The sequence below is a fragment of the Pseudomonas sp. ABC1 genome (assembly GCF_013395055.1).
Taxonomy (GTDB): Bacteria; Pseudomonadota; Gammaproteobacteria; order Pseudomonadales; family Pseudomonadaceae; genus Stutzerimonas.
Genome location: NZ_CP058349.1, coordinates 1,879,323 through 1,902,372, shown reverse-complemented (window position 1 = coordinate 1,902,372; position 23,050 = coordinate 1,879,323). Strand labels below are relative to the sequence as shown.

18 protein-coding genes and 1 pseudogene are annotated in these 23,050 nt (G+C 65.7%); 11 read left to right on the top strand and 8 right to left on the bottom strand.

All coding sequences use genetic code 11. The features are described from left to right. Positions 1-48: 48 nt before the first annotated feature. Together ubiD and HW090_RS08335 are read left to right on the top strand one after the other, a co-directional pair. Positions 49-1,515, top strand: a complete 1,467-nt coding sequence (gene ubiD, locus HW090_RS08340) for a 4-hydroxy-3-polyprenylbenzoate decarboxylase (RefSeq protein ID WP_179113080.1) — start codon at positions 49-51, stop codon at positions 1,513-1,515. A gap of 137 nt (positions 1,516-1,652) precedes the next feature. Continuing rightward, the gene (locus HW090_RS08335) at positions 1,653-2,618 is read left to right on the top strand and encodes a CDP-6-deoxy-delta-3,4-glucoseen reductase (protein ID WP_179113079.1); all 966 of its coding nucleotides are present in this window, start codon (positions 1,653-1,655) and stop codon (positions 2,616-2,618) included. A gap of 49 nt (positions 2,619-2,667) precedes the next feature. Here HW090_RS08335 and HW090_RS08330 read toward each other — a convergent pair whose 3' ends face one another. The 3 genes from HW090_RS08330 to HW090_RS08320 all read right to left on the bottom strand — a co-directional run bounded on the left by HW090_RS08330 (position 2,668) and on the right by HW090_RS08320 (position 7,461). Continuing rightward, complete coding sequence (locus tag HW090_RS08330) at positions 2,668-3,333, bottom strand: SPOR domain-containing protein (protein ID WP_179113078.1); 666 nt, start codon at positions 3,331-3,333, stop codon at positions 2,668-2,670. After that, a complete protein-coding gene (gene argS / locus HW090_RS08325) occupies positions 3,334-5,076 on the bottom strand; it encodes an arginine--tRNA ligase (RefSeq protein WP_179113077.1) in 1,743 nt (580 codons plus the stop codon). A gap of 159 nt (positions 5,077-5,235) precedes the next feature. Beyond that, entirely contained in the window at positions 5,236-7,461 is a 2,226-nt protein-coding gene (locus tag HW090_RS08320; protein ID WP_179113076.1) for a primosomal protein N', read from the bottom strand. 223 nt (positions 7,462-7,684) lie between these two features. Between HW090_RS08320 and HW090_RS08315 the strand changes: the two genes are divergently transcribed. Continuing rightward, on the top strand, positions 7,685-8,485 hold the full coding sequence (locus HW090_RS08315; protein WP_179113075.1) for a phosphatase PAP2 family protein: 801 nt from the start codon (positions 7,685-7,687) through the stop codon (positions 8,483-8,485). Positions 8,486-8,500: 15 nt separating this feature from the next. On the opposite strand, the gene HW090_RS08310 is transcribed toward HW090_RS08315, so the two are convergent. Continuing rightward, the gene (locus HW090_RS08310; RefSeq protein ID WP_179113074.1) at positions 8,501-8,890 is read right to left on the bottom strand and encodes an RNA-binding S4 domain-containing protein; all 390 of its coding nucleotides are present in this window, start codon (positions 8,888-8,890) and stop codon (positions 8,501-8,503) included. Positions 8,891-9,262: 372 nt separating this feature from the next. On the opposite strand from HW090_RS08310, the gene HW090_RS08305 reads away from it, so the two are divergent. From HW090_RS08305 to HW090_RS18135, 3 genes and pseudogenes are all read left to right on the top strand, one after another. Next, entirely contained in the window at positions 9,263-9,784 is a 522-nt protein-coding gene (locus tag HW090_RS08305; RefSeq protein ID WP_179113073.1) for a PAS domain-containing protein, read from the top strand. 10 nt (positions 9,785-9,794) lie between these two features. Continuing rightward, positions 9,795-10,772 (top strand): annotated as a pseudogene (locus tag HW090_RS18140) (methyl-accepting chemotaxis protein); the annotation flags it as partial. Positions 10,773-10,775: 3 nt separating this feature from the next. Continuing rightward, positions 10,776-11,330, top strand: a complete 555-nt coding sequence (locus HW090_RS18135) for a CZB domain-containing protein (RefSeq protein ID WP_373416389.1) — start codon at positions 10,776-10,778, stop codon at positions 11,328-11,330. Positions 11,331-11,383: 53 nt separating this feature from the next. On the opposite strand, the gene HW090_RS08295 is transcribed toward HW090_RS18135, so the two are convergent. Beyond that, complete coding sequence (locus tag HW090_RS08295) at positions 11,384-13,198, bottom strand: diguanylate cyclase domain-containing protein (RefSeq protein ID WP_179113071.1); 1,815 nt, start codon at positions 13,196-13,198, stop codon at positions 11,384-11,386. After that, on the bottom strand, positions 13,191-13,340 hold the full coding sequence (locus tag HW090_RS08290) for a hypothetical protein (RefSeq protein ID WP_179113070.1): 150 nt from the start codon (positions 13,338-13,340) through the stop codon (positions 13,191-13,193). The genes HW090_RS08295 and HW090_RS08290 overlap by 8 nt, the downstream gene beginning before the upstream one ends. A 330-nt stretch (positions 13,341-13,670) precedes the next feature. On the opposite strand from HW090_RS08290, the gene HW090_RS17875 reads away from it, so the two are divergent. From HW090_RS17875 to rimK, 4 genes are all read left to right on the top strand, one after another. Then, a complete protein-coding gene (locus HW090_RS17875) occupies positions 13,671-14,168 on the top strand; it encodes a helix-turn-helix domain-containing protein (protein ID WP_256930768.1) in 498 nt (165 codons plus the stop codon). Between the two features lie 325 nt (positions 14,169-14,493). Then, positions 14,494-16,674 (top strand): hypothetical protein, encoded by a 2,181-nt coding sequence (locus HW090_RS08280; protein WP_179113069.1) that lies wholly within the window; start codon positions 14,494-14,496, stop codon positions 16,672-16,674. 82 nt (positions 16,675-16,756) lie between these two features. After that, the gene (locus HW090_RS08275; protein ID WP_179113068.1) at positions 16,757-17,215 is read left to right on the top strand and encodes an ATP-dependent zinc protease; all 459 of its coding nucleotides are present in this window, start codon (positions 16,757-16,759) and stop codon (positions 17,213-17,215) included. Then, positions 17,212-18,117 (top strand): 30S ribosomal protein S6--L-glutamate ligase, encoded by a 906-nt coding sequence (gene rimK, locus HW090_RS08270; protein ID WP_179113067.1) that lies wholly within the window; start codon positions 17,212-17,214, stop codon positions 18,115-18,117. Before HW090_RS08275 ends, rimK begins: the two co-directional genes overlap by 4 nt. 121 nt (positions 18,118-18,238) lie before the next feature. On the opposite strand, the gene HW090_RS08265 is transcribed toward rimK, so the two are convergent. Then, on the bottom strand, positions 18,239-19,576 hold the full coding sequence (locus tag HW090_RS08265) for an ATP-binding protein (protein ID WP_179113066.1): 1,338 nt from the start codon (positions 19,574-19,576) through the stop codon (positions 18,239-18,241). Between the two features lie 93 nt (positions 19,577-19,669). Beyond that, positions 19,670-20,404: a two-component system response regulator OmpR gene (ompR, locus tag HW090_RS08260; protein WP_131182685.1), complete on the bottom strand. Its 735-nt coding sequence runs from the start codon at positions 20,402-20,404 to the stop codon at positions 19,670-19,672. 242 nt (positions 20,405-20,646) lie between these two features. Between ompR and HW090_RS08255 the strand changes: the two genes are divergently transcribed. Further along, positions 20,647-22,965, top strand: coding sequence for a Tex family protein (locus HW090_RS08255; RefSeq protein ID WP_179113065.1), 2,319 nt, complete (start codon positions 20,647-20,649; stop codon positions 22,963-22,965). Positions 22,966-23,050: the final 85 nt, after the last annotated feature.

Below are 23,050 nucleotides of genomic sequence, written 5' to 3'. Positions count from 1 at the left end.
AAGCCGCTCTGCTTGCCGCCTGCAGCTTGTAGCCTGGAGCCTGCAGCCTTGAACTATTCCGATCTCCGCGACTTCATCCGCGCCCTCGAGCAGCGCGGCGAACTGAAGCGTATCCAGACGCCGGTATCGCCGGTGCTGGAAATGACCGAAATCTGCGACCGGACCCTGCGCAAGAAGGGCCCGGCCTTGCTGTTCGAGAACCCGGTCGGCTTCGACATGCCGGTGCTGGGCAACCTGTTCGGCACGCCCGAGCGGGTCGCGCTGGGCATGGGCGCCGATGACGTCTCCGCCCTGCGCGAGATCGGCAAGTTGTTGGCGATGCTCAAGGAGCCGGAGCCGCCCAAGGGGCTCAAGGACGCTTGGTCCAAGCTGCCGATCTACCGCAAGGTGCTGTCCATGGCGCCCAAGGTGCGCAAGGACGCGATCTGCCAGGAAGTGATCATCGAAGGTGACGACGTCGATCTCGGTCAACTGCCGGTGCAGACCTGCTGGCCGGGCGATGCCGCGCCGCTGATCACCTGGGGGCTGACCGTCACCCGGGGTCCGAACAAGGAGCGGCAGAACCTCGGCATCTACCGCCAGCAGGTGATCGGCCGCAACAAGGTCATCATGCGCTGGCTCAGCCACCGTGGTGGCGCCCTGGATTTCCGCGAGTGGTGCGAGAAGTACCCCGACCGCCCTTATCCGGTGGCCGTGGCGCTGGGTGCCGACCCGGCGACCATCCTCGGTGCGGTTACGCCGGTCCCCGACAGCCTGTCCGAGTACGCCTTCGCCGGCCTGCTGCGCGGCAACCGCAGTGAGCTGGTCAAGTGCATCGGCAGCGACCTGCAGGTGCCGGCTGGCGCCGAGATTATCCTCGAAGGCCACATCTATCCGGGCGAGATGGCCGATGAAGGGCCGTATGGCGACCACACGGGTTATTACAACGAGGTGGACCGCTTCCCGGTGTTCACCGTCGAACGTATCACCCGTCGCCGCGATGCGATCTACCACAGCACCTACACCGGTCGTCCGCCGGATGAGCCAGCCGTTCTCGGCGTGGCGCTGAACGAAGTCTTCGTGCCGATCCTGCAGAAGCAGTTTCCGGAGATCACTGACTTCTACCTGCCGCCGGAAGGCTGTTCCTACCGCATGGCGGTGGTGACCATGAAGAAGCAGTATCCCGGCCATGCCAAGCGCGTGATGCTGGGCGTCTGGTCGTTCCTGCGACAGTTCATGTACACCAAGTTCGTCATCGTCACCGACGACGACATCAACGCCCGCGACTGGAACGACGTGATCTGGGCCATCACCACGCGCATGGATCCCAAGCGCGACACGGTGATGATCGACAACACGCCGATCGACTACCTCGACTTCGCCTCGCCGGTGTCCGGCCTGGGTTCGAAGATGGGGCTGGATGCGACACACAAGTGGCCGGGGGAAACCAGCCGCGAGTGGGGCCGCGCCATCGTCAAGGACCCCGCCGTGACGGCGCGGGTCGACGAATTGTGGCCGCAACTGGGGCTGGACTGAGAGCCAGCTCGCATAATCGAATCCCCGGCATCGACCGGGGGCTTTTTGTGGTTTGCCGTGTCCGGCGCCACCCAGCGGGCCAACGCCGGCGTGATGCCTGCATGGCCCCTGGCAATTTGTCTTGATGTGACGTGCAGATGAAAGTGACCTTGCAGCCTTGCGGCGCGGTGCTGGAGGTGCGCCCCGGCGAGCCCTTGCTCGATGCCGCCCGACGTCTTGGCTATGAATGCCCCCACGGTTGCCGGAATGGCAACTGCCATGTCTGCGAAGCCTTGCTGGTCGAGGGCCGTGTGCAGCAACAGGGTGTCGTCCTCGACCATGGCGAATTCTTCGCCTGCATGGCAGTGCCCCTGGAGGATTGCGTCGTACTCTGGGATGGCGTGCTGGCGCCTGGCGAGTTGCCGGTGCGCGAGCTCGGCTGCCAGGTGCTGGCCTGTGATGACCTGGGTGGCGATGTGTTCCGTCTGCGCCTGCTGGCACCTGCCGGCAAGCCGCCGCGTTACCACGCCGGGCAATACCTGCTGATCAAGCGTGAGGACGGTGCGGAGTCGGCCTTTTCCCTGGCCTCGGCGCCAGGGCAGGGGCGCGAACTGGAGGTGCATGTGCTGGCACGGGAAGCTTCGGCCACCGACCTGCTGGCCTTCCTGCGGCGCGAAGGCGTGGCCCGCGTGCGCATGCCGTTTGGCGACACGCACCTGGCCGAATTGCCCGACGGGCCGCTGGTGTTGATCGCCGCCGGCACCGGTGTGGCACAGATGCACAGCCTGATCGAACACTGCCGGCACAGCGGCTTTGCCCATCCGGTGCACCTGTACTGGGGGGCACGCACGCCGGAGGATTTCTACCAGCTACCGCATTGGGACGAATGGCGCGAGGTGCCCGGGCTGGTCGTGCACCAGGTGGTCAGTGAGTCGTGTGGCTGGGGCGGGCGTTGCGGGCTGCTGCACGAGGCGGTATGCGAAGACTTCCCCGACCTGTCACGGCTGCATGTCTACGCCAGCGGCTCTCCAGCGATGGTCTACGGCACGCTGGATGCGCTGGTGGAGGCGGGCATGGACGCGCACCAGATGCGCGCCGATGTCTTCGCCTACGCGCCACGATAAACCGCCGCTGGACGTTCGAGGCTGGATGCAGGCGCGTCCAGCCTCGGGCTCAGTTCTGCCGCTGCTGGGGCAGCAGGTTGCTGTAGCCATCCTTCGCCAGTGACTGCTGGGCCTTGCTCATCTGCTCACGACTGGAGAAGGGGCCGACCAGTACGCGGTACCAGGTTTCGCCCCGCACGGTGCCGCTTTCCACCCGCACGTTGTGCCCGTGCATGAGAATTTCCGCACGGACTTGCTCGGCATCGCCCTGTTTGCGGAACGAGCCGGCCTGCAGGAAGAGTTGTGTGGTCGTGGCCTTGGCGATCACCGGTGGCGGTGGCGGCGGGACTTCGCCCTTGAGCGCGGCCTCGGCGCGGGCGGCGTCTATCTTCGCCGCTTCTGCTGGTGTCACCGGCTTGGTGGCTGGCTCGACCGGCTTCTCCGCCTCGGGTGGCAGGATGACTTCCGACTCCGGCAGCAGCGTATAGAAGTCGTACTTGGGCTTGGCCTGGGGCTCCGAGCGGCTCGTCGAGGGTTTGGGCGCCTCGGTCTTGCGGGCTTCCTCCCGGGGACGCTTGACCTCGTCACCGGCGGGATCGAGGTTCATCAGGAACATCACGAACCCGCCGATCAGCAGGCCGCACAGCAGCCATACCCAGCCGGGCACGGGCTTCTTCTGCGGCGCCTGGTAACGGCTGGCGCCGCGCTTGGGTGCGGGTTTCTTCCTGGCGGCCACTTACATACGCTCCAAGGTTTCCAGGCCCAGCAGCTCCAGGCCCTGGCGCAGGGTCCGGCCCGTCAGTGCGGCCAGGCGCAGGCGGCTCTGGCGGGTTTCCGGGTCTTCGGCGGCGAGTACCGGGCAGTGCTCGTAGAAGCTGGAGAACAGGCCCGCGAGGTCATACAGGTAGGCGCACAGCAGGTGCGGCACGCCTTTCTCGCCAACGCCGTTCAGCACTTCGCCGAACTGCGCCAGCTTGGCCGCCAGGGCCTGCTCCTGCTCGGCCTGCAGAACGATGCGACCTTCCAGCGGAGCATCGAGGTTGCTGTCGAGCTTGCGGAAGATGCTCGCCACGCGGGTGTAGGCGTACAGCAGGTAGGGCGCGGTGTTGCCCTCGAAGCTGAGCATCTGTTCGAAGTTGAAGCTGTAGTCGCTGGTGCGGTGCTTGCTGAGGTCGGCGTACTTCACCGCGCCGATGCCGACGGCATGGGCGATCTGGCGCAGTTCGGCCTCGTCCAGCGCCGGGTTCTTGCCCTTGACCAGGGCGTAGGCGCGTTGCTCGGCTTCGTCGAGCAGGTCGATCAGCTTCACGGTGCCGCCGTCACGGGTCTTGAATGGGCGCCCATCGGCACCGTTCATGGTGCCGAAGCCCATGTGCTCCAGTTGCATGCCGTCATGCACGAAGCCTGCGCGGCGGGCCACTTCGAAGGCCATCTGGAAGTGCAGGGCCTGGCGCTGGTCGACGAAATACAGCGCGCGGTCGGCCTTGAGTTCCTGGCTGCGGTAGCGCATGGCCGCCAGGTCGGTGGTGGCATAGAGGTAGCCGCCGCCAGCCTTCTGCACGATCACCGGCAGCGGTTTGCCTTCGGCATTCTGGTATTCGTCGAGGAACACGCACTGGGCGCCATCGTCCTCGGTCAGCAGGCCTTTCTCGCGCAGCGCCTGGACGATGCCCGGCAGCGCGGCGTTGTAGGCGCTTTCGCCCTTGACGTCGGCCATGCCCAGGTTGACGCCGAGGCGGTCGTAGACCTTCTGGCAATGGGACAGGGAGATATCGTTGAAGCGCTGCCAGAGTTTCAGGCACTGCTCGTCGCCTGCTTGCAGGCGCACCACCAGCTCGCGGGCACGGTCGGCGAACTCGGGCGAGTCGTCGAAGCGTTTCTTGGCTGCGCGGTAGAAGCCTTCGAGGTCCGACAGCTCGCTTTCCGCAGCGGCGGGATTTTCCTCCATGAAGGCCAGCAGCATGCCGAACTGGGTGCCCCAGTCGCCGACGTGGTTCTGCCGGATCACCTCGTCGCCGAGGAACGCCAGCACGCGCGCCACGCCATCGCCGATGATGGTCGAGCGCAGGTGGCCGACGTGCATCTCCTTGGCCAGGTTGGGCGAGGACAGGTCGACGATCACGCGCTGATGGGCGTTGGCCTTGCGTACGCCAAGCCGGGCGTCGGCCAGCGCGCTTTCAAGGCGCTCGGCCAGGGCATCGCTGTTCTGGAAGAAGTTTAGAAAGCCCGGCCCGGCGATTTCCACCTTGCTGACTTCAGCGGACGGCGGCAGGGCGGAGATCAGCTTCTCCGCGAGGTCGCGAGGCTTCTGCCCGGCGGGTTTGGCCAGCATCAGCGCGATGTTGCTGGCGAAGTCCCCGTGGGTCTTGTCCTTGGTGTTCTCCACCTGGATGGCCGGCGTCAGCCCGGCGGGCAGCACACCTTCGGCACTCAGACGGTCGAGGGCTTGCTGGATCAGATGGCGAATACTGTCTTTCATGGTCTGCTCGGGCCGTCCGGAGGCATTGGTCGAAAACTGCGCATTATAGAAGCAGCGGCAAGCCGCAGGCCATCACTTGTAGGGTGTGCCGTGCGCACCAATGGCGTCTGCAGCCGGTGCGCGCGGCGCACCCTAGGGGTGTAGGAGCCGGCGGAGCACTCAAAACAGGTCGATCGGGTCCACATCCAGCGACCAGCGCACACTGCGCCCGCCCGGCAGTTGCTCCATACACGGCAGCAGCGTGCCCAGCAATTGGTGCAGGGCTGGTCGGGTGTTGCTTTGCAGCAGCAGTTGCGCCCGGTAGCGCCCGGCCCTGCGCTCCATGGGCGCGGGAACCGGCCCGAGCAGTTCGATGCCGTTCAGGCCCAGTTCGTTCAGCAGGTGCTCGGCCTGCTGGCAGGCCTCATCGAGAAAACCCTCCGCCTGGCCGGGCTTGTGCGCCTCGGCGCGCAGCAGGGCCAGGTGGCAGAACGGTGGCAGGCCTGCTGCGCGACGCTCGGACAAGGCCTGTTCGGCGAAGGCGAAGTAGCCCTGTTCGGTCAGTTGCACCAGCAGCGGGTGGTCGGCCATGTGGCTCTGGATGATGACCTTGCCCGGCTCGCCGGCGCGTCCGGCACGTCCGGCGACCTGCACGATCAGTTGCGCCATGCGCTCGCTGGCGCGGAAGTCGGCGGAGAACAGGCCACCGTCCGCATCGAGGATCGCCACCAGGGTGACCCGTGGAAAGTGGTGCCCCTTGGCGAGCATCTGGGTGCCGACCAGCAGGCAGGGCTCGCCCCGGTTGATGGTGCCCAGCAGCTTCTCCATCGAGCCCTTGCGCGCCGTGCTGTCACGGTCGATGCGCAGCACCGGGAAGTCGGGATAGAGGGTGTTCAGGCGCTCCTCGGCGCGCTCGGTGCCGGCGCCCACCGGGCGCAGGTCGACCTTGCCGCAGTCCGGGCATTGCAGCGGCTGGCGCTGCACATGGCCGCAGTGGTGGCAGCGCAGCTCGCCGTGGCGCTGGTGCAGGGTCATGCGCGCATCGCAGCGCTGGCACTGGCTGGTCCAGCCGCAATCGTGGCAGAGCAGGGTCGGTGCGAAGCCGCGACGGTTGAGGAACACCAGCACCTGCTGGCCGGCCTGCAGGGTCTGGGCGATGGCCTGTTGCAGCGGGCCGGAGATGCCCGCGTCGAGCGGACGGCTCTTCACGTCCAGGCGCAGGAAGCGCGGTGCGCTGGCGCCGCCGGCGCGCTGGGTCAGCTTGAGCAGCGCATAGCGTCCGGCGTGGGCGTTGTGCAGGCTTTCCAGTGATGGCGTGGCCGAGCCGAGCAGGATCGGCACCTGCTCCTGGCGGGCCCGCACCAGGGCCAGGTCGCGGGCGTGGTAACGCAGGCCTTCCTGCTGTTTGTAGGAGGCGTCGTGTTCTTCATCGAGGATGATCAGGCCGGGCGATTTCAGCGGGGTGAACAGCGCCGAGCGGGTGCCGATGACGATATCCACCTCACCGTCGCGGGCCGCCAGCCAGATGTCCAGGCGCTCGCGGTCGCTGACATTGGAGTGCAGCAGGGCGATGCGCGCATTGAAGCGCCGCTCGAAGCGCGCCAGGGTCTGCGGCCCGAGGTTGATCTCGGGGATCAGCACCAGCGCCTGCTTGCCCGCTTCCAGCACGGTCTGGATCAGTTGCAGGTAGACCTCGGTCTTGCCGCTGCCGGTGATGCCCGCCAGCAGGAACGGGTGGAAGCTGCCGAGACTGGCGCGTACCGCCTCGCAGGCGATGCGTTGTTCGTCGTTGAGCGTCAGCGGCGGTTGCAGCAGCCAACTGCCGTGGTGAGGCTTGGGCGCCGCATGGCAGCGGCGCGTCTCGATGCGCAGCAGCCCTTTCTCCAGCAGCAGCTCCAGGCTGCTGCGGTTCAATTGCAGTTTGCTCAGCAGTCCCTGGGGGACGCCGTGGGTGTGCTGGGCAATGGCCTTGAGCGCATCGCGCTGGCGGGGCGCACGCGCCAGGCGCGGGTCGTCGAGGCTGGCGCCTTCGTTCAGGTGCCAGACCTGTTCCTGGCGTGCTTCGGCGGGATCGCCCTGGCGCAGCAGCACCGGCAGCGCCCAGCTCAGGGTGTCGCCGAGGCTGTGCTGGTAGTAGCGCGCGGCCCACTGGCAGAGCTTGAACAGGCTGTCCGGGAGTGCCGGCTGGTGATCGAGCAGTTCCGAGGCTGGCTTCAATTTTTCAGGTGGGACGTCGCTGTACTCGCTGAGCTCGGCGAGGATACCGATCACTTCGCGACGTCCGAATGGCACCCGCAGGCGCACGCCGGGGCGCAGGGCCGCGACCGGCACGCCAGCGGGGGGCAGGTAGTCGAACAGTCGGCGTAGCGGCGAAGGCAGGGCCAGGCGCAGTATCGGTCCGGGCACGGGCGGATCCTTGTGTGGTGCTTCGGGCGGTGGCGCAGTATCGCGTAAAAAGCCGTGTGGCCCTATCCGACGATGCGGTGGCGCAGCATAGCTGAACGAGCGCTGAATGAACCTCGCATTGTGCTGGCGGCCTTGCGTACAGATGGATAGGGTCGCGGCGCCTCGTGCCGTGCGGGGCATATCCGTCATTGCCGAACCCGCATGTCCATGCGTTGGAGTTTCCGTGTCCGCTTTTTCTCCCCAGGCGCGCTGGCGCGTCAAGTCGCTGTTGTTCTGCCATGTCGCCGCCCTCGTCCTGATGGCCAGTTGGGTGTGGGCGCCGGGCCGCGCGGTCTGGGACGCAATGGATGCCGCCGTCTTCCACCTGCTGAACGGCTCCCTCGGGCACCTGGCCCTGTGGGACTGGCTCTGGGCGCTGACCAGCACCCGCGTCTTCGACATCCTGGTGGGGGCCGTGCTGCTGGTGCTGCTGATCCATACCGGCGCGGTGTTCGATGAACGGCAGGTACGCCCCGCGCTGTTCACCTTCCTCGCACTGCTGTCGGTGCTGCTGGTCATCCGCGTGCTGTTCGACCGCATGGCGGTACCGATGGGCTGGCAGCATGTCAGCCCATCGCTGGCATTCGAGGATGCCTATCACCTGAGCGATCACTTCCCGCTGCTGGAGCGGGTCTTCGAACTCAAGGACCGTTCCCGTCGCAGCTTCCCTGGCGATCATGCCTCGGTGCTGTTGTTGTGGGGGCTGTTCATGGCGCTGTTCACCCAGGGCCGCTGGCGCGCGCTGGTGCTGGGGTTGGCGACGTTGTTCATGCTGCCGCGCCTGGTGGCGGGTGCGCACTGGCTGAGCGACGACCTGGTCGGCGGGCTGGTGATCGCCGTGCTGGCGCTGGGTTGGGGCTATTGCACGCCACTGGGGTCGCAGATCGCCAGGTTGCTGGCGTTCCTGGCGCAGCCTTTCCTCTACCTGGGGGCGCAGCTTCCGTGGCTGCGGCGCCTGGCGTTGTTCCGCCAGCCGCCGTTGTAGGACGCGCCGGAAGGGTTATTGCGCGCCGTCGTGGAACTGGTGGAGCTGGCGGCGCTGTTTCTTGGTCGGGCGGCCGTCGGTCTGCACGCCGAGGGCGCCCGCCTTGCGCAGGGCGGCGGCTTCTTCGCGACACGCCAGGCTGGCGGCGGTTTCCTGGTAGAGCGCCTGGGCCTGCGGGGCGCCCTGGCGGATGGCCGAAAGGGCGAGGATGACGACGGTGCGTTCATCGAAACCGTTGCGGACCATCAGTTCGTCGCCGACCTTCGGCTCGCGCGAGGGCTTGCAGCGCTCGCCCCGGCAGTGAACCTTGCCACCTTCGATGGCTGCCTTGGCCAGCGCGCGGGTCTTGAAGAACCGTGCGGCCCACAGCCATTTGTCCAGGCGGACCTTGTCCTCTTCGCTCATGCATCGTGCTCCCGCTGTCGAGACGCGAAAGCATACGGCCATTCCGTGGGTGATGGTACGGCCTGGCGGGGCAATCCTGCCGCCTGCGCAGGCAGGTCGGCGAGCCGTCGATAGTCTCGGCTGAAGTGATGTTGTATTGCCATGAGTCAAGAAACCACCCGGCGACTTTCCTTAGGGTCTGCTGCCGTTTCATTCGTGGTCGCGCTCTGGCGCAGGGACGCAGGTAGCGTCCATCCCCTCGTCACGTTCGGGCGTGATAATCGGGGCTGGATCTTGCAGAAATGCACCTTGTTGTGAAATTGGAACGAGCAGTTCAAATACATATAATCGATTTCATTTTCAAGGCCAGCTACCAATGAGAGAGCAGCGAATATGAAGGGCCAGATCGTGCTGACCGGGCGCGAGGTCAGGCTTGGTGACAATGAGCAGATCATCAGCAAGACGGACCTGAAAGGGCGCATCATCTACGCCAACCGTGCGTTCATGCGCATTTCCGATTTCGCCGAGCCGGACCTGCTGGGCATCCAGCACAATATCGTCCGTCACCCGGAGATGCCGCGCGGCGTGTTCCACCTCATGTGGGAAACCCTCAAGTCCGGGCAGGAGTTCTTCGGTTTCATCAAGAACCTGACGTCCAACGGCGACCATTACTGGGTCTTCGCCAACGTCACGCCGGACCGCGAGCCGGGCGGCGAGGTGGTGGGGTATTTCTCCGTGCGGCGCCGGCCTTCGGCCAAGGGCGTGGCGACGATTCAGGCGCTGTACGCCGGCATGCTGGCCGTCGAGCGGTCCGCTGGAGCGGCCCGTGCCATCGACGCTTCCCGCGCGCACCTGGCGGAACGCCTGGGCGGGCAATCCTACGAACGTTTCGTGCTTGCCCAGCAACTGGGTTGAGGAGCGCACCATGCAGCACAATGTGGACCCCGGCCAGCATCACCTCAGCCGGCACTCGCTGTTCCTCGCCCGGCGCTTCGCCGTTGCCTGCGCGATCTTCTGGATTTCCATCGTCGCGCTGGCCGTGATCGAGAGTCTGCGCAGCGGCTTCAGTTACCTGCACATCGTATTTCCCGTGGCGACAGCCGTGTTCGCGCTGTTCACGCTGCACCAGTTCCGCCGCCCGCTGGAAACCCTGCGGGTCATGCGCCAGGTGCTCCATGAAGGGCGCCAGGGTCGGCTGCACCAGCGTGTCACGCGCACGGCCAAGCTGGGCGAAGTCGGCCTGGTGGCCTGGGAACTGAACGAAATGTTCGACCTGGTGGAAACCTACTTCAAGGAGGTCAACACCTGCTTCGCCCGCGCGGCCAGGGGCGAATACCATCGCCGTGCGCTGGACGGCGCCATGCCGGGGCAGTTCGCCGACTCGTTGCAGCGCATCAACGAAGCCTTGCAGGCGATGGAGGACAACGCCTACTACATCGCGCGCAACCGCCTGGGTTCCGGTATGCACGGGCTCAACATGAGCAAGCTGCTCGGCAACCTGCAAGGCAACCAGGCCGATCTCAGTGCGGTGAGCCGGGAAATGGACGAGGTCACGCGGATCGCCGACGACAACCTCTCCGCTGCCCAGGAGAGCCGGCAGACCACGGAAGCCATCGGCATTTCGCTGGAAGGCATCGGCGAGCGCATGGCGGAAATGCGCCTTGCCGCCGAGGAACTGGGGGATGCCAGCCGCCATATCGACCGGACCATCCTGATCATCGCGGAGATTTCCGACCAGACCAACCTGCTGGCGTTGAACGCGGCCATCGAGGCGGCGCGGGCCGGCGAGCACGGGCGTGGTTTCGCCGTGGTGGCCGATGAAGTGCGCAAGCTGGCCGAACGCACCAAGAGCGCGGCGACCGAGGTCGGCACCATCATCGAGAGCCTGCGGGCGCGGGTCGGGGTGATGATCGAGCAGACCGGCCAGGCCAGCGAGGTGTCGGTCACCGCCGCCGGGCAGGTCACCGAATTCCGCGCGCGCTTCCTGCGCTTTGCCGAATCGACCGAGTTCACGCTGGGGTTGCTGGCGCGGGCCAAGGACCTGTCCGACGCCTCGCTGGCCAAGCTCGACCATGTGCTCTACATGCAGAACGCCTACACCGCGATCGAGACCAACGGTGACGGCGATGCGGCTTCGGTGGCGCGCCAGGATGCGCAGGCGTCCGAGTTGGGCCGCTGGTATTACGAGGGCACCGGACGGGCACGCTTCGCCGGCACCGACGCCTTCCGGCGCATGGCCAAGCCGAACGAGCAGGTGCATGAGCGAGTGCATGAAGTGCTGGTCCTGCTGGGGCAGGACTGGGAGAACGATCCCAAGGTCTGCGAACGCATGATGAATGCGATGCGCGAAGCGGAAATGGCCAGTTCCGAGGTGCTCGGGTCCATCGACGCGATGGTCGGCGAGCGCCACCGTGCGAGCGATTCCATGGCGGCCAGGGCGCGTACCACGGTGGACCGATAGACCGGGCCGCGCTGGTTTCGGGCTGGCGCAAAGCACCGGGCTTCTTTCCCGCGCTACCGGGGGCTGTCCTCTCGCTCCGGGCTTTTTGCCTGGACGTGGGCGGAGCAGTCCGCATACGCGGCGTAAACGGGGCGGGGCTGTGAGAAACCGAAGCTGCCACGCTGGGTTTTCTTGGCCTGGTACATGGCCTGGTCGGCATGCCGCAACAGGCTGGGCAAGTCGTCGCCATCGTCCGGGTACAGGCTGATGCCGATGCTGGCGCTGGGTGACAGCGACTGGCCGCTGATCGTCAGCGGCTGGCCGATCGCTTCCAGCAGCCGTTCGGCGGTGTCGGCCGCCTGTTGGTCGGAGGTCTGGTCGAGCAGGGCGATGAACTCATCGCCTGACAGGCGTGCCAGGGTGTCGGTTTCGCGCAGGCTTGCCCGCAGGCGCTGGGCGACGGCACACAGCAGGTCGTCGCCGGCGGCATGGCCGAGGGCGTCGTTGACCTGCTTGAAATGATCGAGGTCGATGAACAGCACCGCCAGGGTCTTCGAGCTGTTGCGTGCGCCGGTCAGCAGCGTGCTGGCGCGCAGGTTGAGCTGGGTGCGGTTGGGCAGTTCGGTCAGGGGGTCGTAGAACGCCAGTTGCCGGATGTGTGACTGTGCCTGCGCACGCTCCAGGGTCAGGCGTGCCAGGTGCGTACAAAGGCCCAGCAGGTGCGTGTGGAACGGACTTTCTTGCGCCAGCGGCGGCAGGAAGCCAAGCAGCAGTTCGTGGCACTCCCTGTGCAGGTCGATCTGGCGGACCTGGGTGCCGGCCGGTACTGCCAGGCTGGCCAGGTCGAGCAGGCCCTGCGGCCATGCCTGTGTCTGGCGGGTGTGCGAGGTGCCGAGCGTTTCGCTGTTCAGCCGTGTCAGCGCCTGTTGCTGCCGAGGTGCCAGGCCGGCACTCGCCAGGAGTTCGAGGTGCATGCCGGGCTCGCGGCGAACGACCGCCAGGGCCAGGTCGGGCGCCAGGTGATGGGCTTCGTGGCACAGCAGTTCGAGGGTCTGCTCCGGCTCGGCTTCCTGCAACAGCGCGTCCATCACCTTCAGTTGCAGTACTTCGTACATCTTGGCCTGGGTGATTTCGGTGAGCACGGCCACGCCGTGCTGGAAGTTACCTTGTGGATCATGCAGGCCATTGACCACCAGCGCGCACCAGAGGGGACGACCACGGCTGTCGCTGAGCAGGATGTCCTGTTGCAGGCCGTGTTCCAGCGACGGGCGCAGGCTCTCGGCTTGGTCCGGCTGCGGCGATGCGGCCAGCAGGCTGTCGAGGAAGTCTTCACCGAGGTGATCGTCGGCCTGCCAGCCGAGCAGCCGGGTGCAGCCCTGGTTGAGGTAGCGGATGCATTGGCGCTCATCGAAGATGATGACGGCGTTGCCGGTTTCATGGGTCGCCAGGGACAGCAGGCGCCATTCCTCGCGCATCTGGCGCTGTTCGGTCACGTCCCGCAGCACGGCGCTGTAGAGCACCTGGCCGGCGACCTCGATGCGTGAGATGGACATCAGTGCCCAGCGCCGTTCACCGTCCTGGCGGGTCACCGGCACTTCGCGGCTGGTGCCGACGATGCGGTTGAGGCCGGTTTCGCGGTTGGCCTGGATATAGCCGTCGTGCTGTTCGCGCAGTTCCAGCGGCACCAGCATGCTGACGTTGTGCCCCAGTACCTGCTCCCTCGGGTAGCCCCACAGGCGTTCGGCGGCGGCGTTGAAGTGGCTGATGCGATTGTGCGCATCGATGGCGACCACGGCGTCGACACTCTGCTCGATGCCCTGTTCGAGCATTTGCCGATGGATATCCTCACTGCCGCTCTCACGGTGCCAGTGTTTGCGTCCGTCAGCCATGGGAGCGCTGCATGTGGAAAACGATGGCGCCGCAGTCGCCGTTGGCGAGGGTGATGGTGCCTTGCCGGTCGGTGGGCGTGACCCTGCGCGCGTGCTGCGCGAAGTCCACCCCATCGTGCGTGATGGGCTGATGGTTGCGCATGCTTTCCCTTGATGCGCGGCGGGCGTGTCGAGCCGACTTGACGCATCTGCCGATGTATCGCCACGCCGATGCCGCTAGAATTGTCCGTTGCCCGAATTCAGCGGGACGCAGCCCGTGTACTGTGTCGCACCGGCCGGCTTGCCTGGGAAACTGTCTTGCAGTGGCCCCAGGCAATGATCGAATGCCCGCAGTCGTTGCCTGAATCATTGGTGGCATGTGCTTGAGCGTGTCGCAGGGTACGAAATAAATAAACGCGGTTCAATAAATAAATTCGCATATCCGAGACTTTCAAACAATTCGCGAATTTATTCTCTAGCGCGGGACGATAAAATGACTGACAGCAAAACGCTCGAGGAATGTGCCGAAACACCCGACTCATCTGAGTCAAGTGGTGTTCTTTATGGTTTCTCCGAACGCCTCAGGCTGGCCATCGGTTCGAATAGCTTGCGTGGATTTTCTCGCGAATGCAAACTATCGGAAGCAACGCTGCGTAGTTATCTGTCGGGCGAGACCTACCCGACACTCGATCGACTGGAACAGATCGCGGAGGCTGCAGGCATGTCACCCATCACGCTTGCCTTTGGCAGTAATCAGGATGAAGGCGCCAATGACGATATCCCCAGCCAGGAACTGCTCGGCTGGGCTTGTCTGTTCATCATGGCCAACGATGCGGCGGGTGCCCGTTCCGCTGCGGAGGTCGGCCAGCAGTGCTGGCGCATTGCCAAGGGGTTGGCCGAGAACGGTGAGGGCCATGAGTTGGCCAGGGTGATCATCGACGTGGGGCGCGCCCAGCTTGCGCGCCTGCAACCTGCGCCGGGCGAGGATTGATCCCGAATGACGGCTGTCTTTCTCTGATGGGAGGCGGGCCGGGGGAGAGGCGTCCGGTGTTTGTTGCCCTCTCCCTAGCCCTCTCCCGCGCGCGGGAGAGGGGGCAAATAGCGGGCTACCGTTCCTAGGCATGGTCGCCTGGTCACATTGGCCGGGTTACAATCGCGGGCAATGGTGCCGGCCTGGCTGGCCCTGCATTCGCTTACCCCTTCGCTCCTGAGTTTTCCCCGTACGCTGGAAGCGTCCTCGCAGTGTGTCTCGTCCGTTGCCGAGGCGCGCCGCCGTGGCAATCGCTCGTGGGCGGCAAAGAAAGGATGTTTCGTACATGACGCAGACACACACGCACCGCTGGCGCTTCTTCCGTGCCGGTGGTTTTGATCAGGTGCAACTGGAGTCCCCGGCCGATCTGGCCGCACTGCGCGGGCTGGACCAGAAGCTCTGGGCCAGCCTGGCCTGTCCGGTCAGCAACCTGGAGCTGGACCGGCGCATGCTGGACTACATCGACCTGAACCGGGACGGCCGCATTCGCGCACCGGAAATCCTCGATGCGGTGGACTGGACCCTGGCGCGTCTGGTCGACCCCGAGGTGCTGTTCCAGGCGGGGCCGCTGCGCCTGCAATCGCTGACCGATGATGCCGAAGGGGTACGGTTGCGGCTGGCAGCCCAGCGTCTGCTCGATGTACTGGGGCGTCCCACGGACGACTGCCTGACCCTGGCCGATACCGACGACCTGGCGCTGCTGTTCCCGCCGCATGAATACAACGGCGATGGCCTGGTGCCGGCGACCCTGACCGAGGATGAAGGATTGCAGGCCGCCATTGCCGACATCATTGCCTGTCAGGGTGCGGAGACCGACCGCAGCGGCGAGGCAGCGATCGGCGAGGAGCAGATCGCTGCCTTCTTCGAGCAGGCGCGGCAACTTCACGATTGGCAGGCGCACGCAGCGGAGCAGGGGCTGGAGGTCTTCGGCGAAGGCACCGGGGCCGCGGTCGAGGCACTGAGCGCGGTGCGCGGCAAGGTCGACGATTATTTCAACCGTGTCGCCATGGCTGAGTTCGATCCGCGCGCGCAGGTGCTGATGAATCCCCATGAGGAAGAACTGGTGCGCCTGGCTTCACTGTCCCTGGCCGATGCCGACGAGCTGGCCGGGCTGCCGCTGGCAGTGGTCCAGCACGGCGACCGGTTGCCACTGGAGAAGGGCCTCAACCCGGCCTGGCAGAGCGCCGTCGATGCGCTGCGCGAGCGGGTGGTGAAGCCGATCTACGGCGAGCAGGACAGCCTGACGCTCGCGCAATGGCGTCATCTGGTCGCGCTGTGCGGCGACTACCTGGCCTGGCAGGCCGAGGCGCCGCAGACCGCGATCGCCGGGGTGCTGGAGCGAGAGCGCATCCTCGAACTGGTGGAGCAGGGTGTCGAGGCCCGGTTGCTGGCGCTGGTCGAGCAGGACAAGGCAGTGGGCGAGGCCGCCGATGGCCTGGTCGAGCTGGACAAGCTGATCCGCCTGCGCCATGGACTGCTGCGGCTGTTGCGTAACTTCGTGTCGTTCCAGAGCTTTTATTCACGCCAGGACAAGGCGGTATTTCAGGCGGGCACCCTTTACATCGAGGGCAAGAGCTGTGACCTGGTGGTGGAAGTCGCTGACATCGAGGCGCATGCCAAGGTGGCGGCCGCCAGTGATTGCTTCCTGCTCTATTGCGCCTGCACGCGCCGTGGTGAGCCGGTGCGCGGCCGGGAAACCCTGAATATCGTGGTGGCGGTGACCGCCGGCACCGAAGGCGACCTGCAGGCCGGGCGTCACGGGTTGTTCTATGACCGTGATGGTAACGACTGGGACGCCACCGTGGTCAAGCTGGTGCAGAACGCCATCAGCATCCGTGAAGCCTTCTGGTCGCCGTACCGGCGTATTTCCGGCCTGGTTTCCGAGCAGGTGCAGAAGCTGGCCACCAGCCGTGATGCCGACATGGTCAGCAAGACCGCCGGCTCCCTCGGCGACAGCGCCGGCACGGCCCCGGCGGCGACACCGGCCGCCTTCGATATTGCCCGGTTCGCCGGTATCTTCGCTGCCATCGGCCTGGCCATCGGTGCACTGGGCACGGCCCTGGCGGCAGTGGTCACCGGCATTCTGTCGCTGGCCTGGTGGCAGGTTCCGTTGCTGTTGCTCGGCGTGCTGCTGGCGATTTCCGGGCCGTCCATGCTGCTGGCCTGGTTCAAGCTGCGCCGCCGCAGCCTGGGGCCGATCCTCGACGGCAACGGCTGGGCGGTGAATGCCCAGGCGCGTATCAGCATTCCGTTCGGCACCGAGCTCACCCAGATGGCGGTCTTGCCGCCGGACAGCGGTCGTGCGCTGCGCGATCCCTATGCCGAGAAGCCACGGCTATGGCCCTGGGTGCTGGCGCTGCTGTTGGTGGTAGGCGTGGGGTATTACGCCTGGAGTACAGGCGTGTTCAAGCAGGACGTGACCGAGTCGGTCGCGCCTGTCGAGGTGCCGGCGGCGCCTGCTGAGTAGGCCCTTGATTCCGCGTAGGAGGAATCGGCGAGTTTGTCGCAATGGCCTGCTAGACTTCGCGCAAAACCCAGAGGCATGACCGTTGAAAAGCCATTCTCTGATCGGCCTGCGCGAGTGGGTCGCACTGCCGGACCTGGGTGTCGTCGGGCTGCGTGCCAAGATCGACACCGGGGCGCGTACCTCGGCTCTGCATGCCACCGATATCGTCGAATTCGAGCGTGATGGCGAGCGCTGGGTGCGCTTCGATGCGCACCTCGGCACGCTGGTACGGCGGCGCCATCGTTGCGAGGCCCAGGTGCTCACGCGCAAGACCATCCGCAGTTCCAACGGCCACACCCAGGTCCGCTATGTGGTGCGTACCCGCCTGGCGCTGGGGCATCATGTGTGGCCGGTGGAGTTTACCCTGACCTGCCGCAAGCACATGCGCTACCGGTTGCTGCTAGGCTCCCTGGCACTGAGCGATGGGCAATGGCTGATCGACCCATCCCGCAAATACCTACAGAAAAAACCCCAGACCCTCACTCTTCCCGGTGCCCAATGAAAATCGCCGTGCTGTCGCGCAATCCGCGCCTGTATTCCACTCGTCGCCTGGTCGAAGCCGGCCAGCAACGAGGACACGAAGTCCAGGTGATCGATACCCTGCGTGCCTATATGAACATCGCCAGCCACAAGCCGCAGATTCACTACCGGGGGCGACCGCTGGAAGGGTTCGATGCGGTGATCCCGCGCATCGGCGCTTCGGTGACCTTCTATGGCTGCGCGGTGTTGCGTCAGTTCGAGATGATGGGGGTGTTCCCGCTCAACGAGTCGGTGGCCATCGCCCGTTCGCGGGACAAGCTGCGTGCTCTGCAATTGTTGTCGCGACGTGGTATCGGCCTGCCGGTGACCGGCTTCGCGCATTCGCCGGATGACATTCCCGACCTGATCGAGATGGTCAACGGCGCGCCCCTGGTGATCAAGGTGCTGGAAGGCACCCAGGGCATCGGCGTGGTGCTGTGCGAAACAGAGAAGGCCGCCGAGTCGGTGATCGAGGCCTTCATGGGCCTGAAGCAGGACATCATGGTGCAGGAGTACATCCGCGAGGCCGGTGGTGCGGACATCCGCTGCTTCGTGGTCGGGGACAAGGTGATCGCCTCGATGAAGCGTCAGGCCAAGCCTGGTGAGTTCCGTTCCAACCTGCACCGGGGCGGCAGTGCCAGCCTGATCAAGATCACCCCGGAGGAACGCATGACGGCGATCCGCGCGGCCAAGGTGATGGGGCTGTCGGTGGCCGGTGTGGATATCCTGCGCTCCAACCACGGGCCGCTGGTGATGGAGGTCAACTCGTCGCCAGGCCTGGCCGGTATCGAGGAAACCACCGGCAAGGATGTTGCCGGGCTGATCATCGAACACCTGGAGAAGAACGCCGGCCCCAACCTGACGCGGACACGCGGCAAGGGCTGAGAACCCTGTCATTGCCGGGGCGTGACGCCCTGGCTTTTGCCCCCTCTCCCGCTTGCGGGAGAGGGCTGGGGAGAGGGCTGAAGAGGCAAGAACCCTTTCCCATGAATGGGCGAGAGGATCGCTACTGGCCGCCAGTCTCGCTGTCGCGTCCGGCATCCCGTGGCAGCAGCAGGCCGAGGGGCAGGCTGACGCGGGCTTCCAGGCCGCCGCCCTTGCGGTTACGCAGTTCGACGATGCCGCCATGCTGCGAGGCGATGCGCTTGACGATGGCCAGACCGAGGCCAGTGCCCTGGCCGCCGCGCGCACGGTCGCCGCGGATGAAGGGGTTGAAGATCTCGCCGATTTCCTCCGGGGCGATGCCGGTGCCACGGTCCAGCACGCTGAGCACCACGTAGGGCGCATGCTGGTCGCCGGACAGGTAGGCGGCCACCTCCACACCGTTGCCGCCGTAGCGCAGGGCGTTCTCGATCAGGTTGGTCAACAGGCGCTTGATCGACACGCGGCGCAGGGAGAACACCGGCATCGGTTGCAGGCACAGGCGCACGTTTTCCTGTTGCTGGTTGTAGGGCGCGACCACTTCGCGGATCAGTTCGGTGAGGTCGGTGTTTTCCGCCTGTTCGTCGCGGCCATCGCGGATAAAGGCAAGAAACTGGTCGAGGATGGCGTTCATGTCCTCGACGTCGCGGATCATGTCTTCGGTCAGCTCGGCATCGCTGGACATCAGCTCCAGTGACAGCCGCAGGCGTGTCAGCGGCGTGCGCAAGTCGTGGGAGACGCCGGCCAGCATCAGCTCGCGTTCACGTCCGGCCTGCTGCACATCCTCGGCCATCTGGTTGAAGGCCCGGTACAGCTCGGTCATTTCGCTCGGGGTATCGCTGACCGGCAGGCGTACGTGGCGGCCCTGGCCGATCTGCCGGGCGGCGTAGATCAGGCGTTTGAGCGGCAGGTTGAGCTGGCTGACGAAGATCCAGGCGGCGGCAGTGGAGAGCAGCCCGATGCCGAGGAACCAGCCGAGCACGCTCCAGATACGCTGGCCGCGCAGCGGATAGGCATAGAGCGGCACCTGCACCCAACTGCTGCCCAGGGTCGGTGCCTGCACCCAGATCGCCGGCGACGGGTGGATTCGCACCCTGACCTGGGTGTCCTCGCCCAGTTCGGCCTGCATCTGGCGCTGGAAGATTTCCGAGTAGGGCCAGTGATACTCGTCCGGCGGTACGTCCCGCTCGGCCACCTGGCGCAGGCTGGCCGCCTTGCCGATATGGCTGCGCGTCGCCTCGTCCGCCGCCCAGTAGGCACGTAGGGTCAGGGCCGCGCCGTGGCTGTACTGGCGATCGACCAGTACATCCTCGTTGGCCATCAGGTAGACCAGCGTCAGCACCTTGGAGAAGAGTACGACGATCAGCACCATCCACAGGGTGCGGGCGAAGAAGCTCTGCGGGAACCAGACAGGTGTTTTCATAGATCGAACGTCGACAAGAGCGCTAGAGCCTGCAGGCTGGATGGAAAGGCGCCATCGTTCAGCCTCTGGCTTTCGGCGCTGTCATCGGCTTCATTATTTGCTGCCGTCCGGCACGAAGACGTAACCGACGCCCCAGACCGTCTGGATATAGCGCGGTTTGGACGGGTCCGGCTCGATCAGGCGGCGCAGGCGGGAAATCTGCACGTCGATGGAGCGCTCCAGCGCATCCCACTCGCGACCACGGGCCAGGTTCATCAGCTTGTCGCGGGTCAGCGGCTCGCGGGCATGCTGCACCAGTGCCTTGAGCACGGCGAACTCGCCGGTGGTGAGCATGTGGATCTCGTCGCCCTTCTTCAACTCGCGGGTGGCGAGGAACAACTGGTAGTCGCCGAAGGTGACGGTTTCGTCCTCGCTGCCGGGGGCACCGGGCACCACCGGCGCCTGGCGGCGCAGCACGGCACGGATGCGCGCCAGCAGCTCGCGTGGGTTGAAGGGTTTGGCCAGGTAGTCGTCGGCGCCTTGTTCCAGGCCCTGGATACGACTGGCTTCGTCGCCCTTGGCGGTGAGCATGATGATCGGCACCTGGTTGTTCGACTCGCGCAGGCGGCGGCAGGCGGACAGGCCGTCCTCGCCAGGCATCATCAGGTCGAGTACCACCAGTTGGAACAGCTCACGGGCCAGCAGGCGGTCCATCTGTTCGGCGCTTTCCACCGTCCGCACGCGATAGCCCTGTTCGGCGAGGAAACGCTCGAGCAGGCGCCTGAGTCGGGCATCGTCATCGACGATAAGGATTTTTTCGCCTTCGCTGGCTTGCGCAGTGCTACTCATGGCAACTCCCGGAATGATGGTGACGCATTATGGCCCAGGCATCTGACTCGCATGGTCGGCCATTGTTAGCAGATTTTTCCCGGGATGGCAGCGCCGGCCCTCTCCCCAGCCCTCTCCCGCAAGCGGGAGAGGGGGCAAATGCGATTGCCTGCCTTGCGGGTGGCAGGTCATTGCCCTGTGCTTATAATGCCGGCCTTTCGCGCAGGCCCGGCCTGCTTGGTTTGACTGACCCAGGTAGATTCATGGACAGCATCAACTCCCGCATTGCCGAAGAACTGGGCGTACGCCCGCAACAGGTGGCCGCCGCCGTGGCCCTGCTCGACGAAGGCTCGACCGTGCCCTTCATCGCCCGTTACCGCAAGGAAGTCACCGGCAGCCTCGACGACACCCAGTTGCGCAACCTGGAAGAGCGCCTGCGCTACCTGCGCGAGCTGGACGAGCGCCGTGCGTCGATCCTCGCCAGCATCGAAGAGCAGGGCAAACTGACGCCCGAACTCAAGCGTGAGATCAACCTGGCCGACACCAAGACGCGCCTGGAAGACCTCTACCTGCCTTACAAGCAGAAGCGCCGCACCAAGGGCCAGATCGCCCTGGAAGCCGGACTCGGCGAACTGGCCGATGCGTTGTTCGCCGACCCGACCCTGGTACCGGAAAGCGAAGCCGAGCGTTTCGTCGATGCCGAGAAAGGCTTCGCTGACGTCAAGGCGGTGCTGGAAGGCGCCAAGTACATCCTTATGGAGCGCTTCGCCGAGGACGCCGAACTGCTGACGCGCCTGCGCAGTTTCATCAAGGACCACGCCACCCTGAGCGCCCGCCTGGTGCCGGGCAAGGAGCAGGAGGGCGCCAAGTTCAGCGATTACTTCGAACATGATGAGCCGCTCAAGAGCGCGCCGTCGCACCGTGCCCTGGCGATCTTCCGCGGGCGCAACGAAGGCGTGCTGTCCGCCAGCCTCAAGGTTGGCGATGAGCTGCCGGGCACCGCGCACCCGGCGGAAGGCATGATCGCCGAGCGCTTCGGCATCCAGCAGCAAGGCCGTGCCGCCGACAAGTGGCTGGCCGAGGTGGTGCGCTGGACCTGGAAGGTCAAGCTATACACCCACCTGGAAACCGACCTGTTCGGCGAGCTGCGCGACACGGCCGAGGACGAAGCGATCAGTGTCTTCGCCCGTAACCTGCACGACCTGCTGCTGGCGGCTCCGGCCGGCCCGCGCGCCACCCTTGGCCTCGACCCCGGCCTGCGCACCGGCTGCAAGGTGGCCGTGGTGGACGCCACCGGCAAGCTGCTGGACACCGCCACGGTCTACCCGCATGCGCCGCGCAACGACTGGGACGGCACCCTGGCGGTACTGGCGAAGCTGTGCGCGAAGCACGCGGTGGACCTGATCGCCATCGGCAACGGCACCGCCAGCCGCGAGACCGACAAGCTGGCCGCCGAGCTGATCCGCAAGGTGCCAGGCCTGAAGCTGACCAAGATCATGGTCAGCGAGGCTGGCGCTTCGGTCTATTCCGCCTCGGAACTGGCCGCCCGTGAATTCCCCGAGCTGGACGTTTCGCTGCGTGGCGCGGTGTCCATCGCCCGCCGCTTGCAGGACCCGCTGGCCGAACTGGTGAAGATCGAGCCGAAGGCCATCGGCGTCGGCCAGTACCAGCACGATGTGTCCCAGATGAAGCTGGCGCGCTCGCTGGATGCGGTGGTGGAGGACTGTGTGAACGCCGTCGGCGTCGACGTGAACATGGCGTCCGCCGCGCTGCTGGCGCGCATCTCCGGCCTGAACGGCACCCTGGCGCAGAATATCGTGCAGTTCCGCGACGCCAACGGCGCCTTCAAGTCCCGCAGCGACCTGAAGAAGGTGCCGCGCCTGGGCGAGAAAACTTTCGAACAGGCCGCCGGCTTCCTGCGTGTGATGAACGGCGACAACCCGCTGGACGCCTCGGCGGTACACCCGGAAACCTACCCGCTGGTGCAGCGCATCGCCGCCGATACCGGCCGCGATATCCGCTCGCTGATCGGCGATGCCGGTTTCCTCAAGCGCCTCGATCCGAAGCAATTCACCGACGAGCGCTTCGGCCAGGTGACGGTGGTGGACATCATCCAGGAACTGGAAAAACCCGCCCGTGACCCGCGCCCCGAATTCAAGACCGCCGAGTTCCAGGAAGGCGTGGAAACCCTCAAGGACCTCACCCTGGGCATGGTGCTGGAAGGCGTGGTGACCAACGTCACCAACTTCGGTGCCTTCGTCGACATCGGCGTGCACCAGGATGGTTTGGTGCACATCTCCGCGCTGTCGGAGAAGTTCGTCAAGGACCCCTACGAAGTGGTCAAGGCCGGCGATATCGTCAAGGTCAAGGTCATGGAAGTGGACATCCCGCGCAACCGCATCGCCCTATCCATGCGTATGGGCGATACCCCCGGCGAGAAGATCGAAGGCGCCCCACGTTCCGGCAAGGGCAACGCCCCGCGCGGCGAACGCAAGCCCGCCACGGCCCAGCCCCAGGCCAAAACCCCGGTGAACAACCCGATGGCTTCGCTGTTCGCCAATGCCAAGCAATTGAGGAAGTGAGGTTGCCCAGCAGAGGGGCTGCCGTGAGGCAGGCCCTTCTGCTGGGTGGGGGAGGCGGTGTTGGCCCTTCTCATGCCGTCGAGGC

Coding starts and splice junctions, on each gene's coding strand:
- HW090_RS08335 (WP_179113079.1), top strand. CDS start 1,653: ATGAAAGTGACCTTGCAGCCTTGCGGCGCGGTGCTGGAGGTGCGCCCC.
- argS (WP_179113077.1), bottom strand. CDS start 5,076: ATGAAAGACAGTATTCGCCATCTGATCCAGCAAGCCCTCGACCGTCTG.
- HW090_RS08310 (WP_179113074.1), bottom strand. CDS start 8,890: ATGAGCGAAGAGGACAAGGTCCGCCTGGACAAATGGCTGTGGGCCGCA.
- HW090_RS08305 (WP_179113073.1), top strand. CDS start 9,263: ATGAAGGGCCAGATCGTGCTGACCGGGCGCGAGGTCAGGCTTGGTGAC.
- HW090_RS18135 (WP_373416389.1), top strand. CDS start 10,776: ATGATCGAGCAGACCGGCCAGGCCAGCGAGGTGTCGGTCACCGCCGCC.
- HW090_RS08295 (WP_179113071.1), bottom strand. CDS start 13,198: ATGGCTGACGGACGCAAACACTGGCACCGTGAGAGCGGCAGTGAGGAT.
- HW090_RS08290 (WP_179113070.1), bottom strand. CDS start 13,340: ATGCGCAACCATCAGCCCATCACGCACGATGGGGTGGACTTCGCGCAG.
- HW090_RS17875 (WP_256930768.1), top strand. CDS start 13,671: ATGACTGACAGCAAAACGCTCGAGGAATGTGCCGAAACACCCGACTCA.
- HW090_RS08280 (WP_179113069.1), top strand. CDS start 14,494: ATGACGCAGACACACACGCACCGCTGGCGCTTCTTCCGTGCCGGTGGT.
- rimK (WP_179113067.1), top strand. CDS start 17,212: ATGAAAATCGCCGTGCTGTCGCGCAATCCGCGCCTGTATTCCACTCGT.
- HW090_RS08265 (WP_179113066.1), bottom strand. CDS start 19,576: ATGAAAACACCTGTCTGGTTCCCGCAGAGCTTCTTCGCCCGCACCCTG.
- ompR (WP_131182685.1), bottom strand. CDS start 20,404: ATGAGTAGCACTGCGCAAGCCAGCGAAGGCGAAAAAATCCTTATCGTC.
- HW090_RS08255 (WP_179113065.1), top strand. CDS start 20,647: ATGGACAGCATCAACTCCCGCATTGCCGAAGAACTGGGCGTACGCCCG.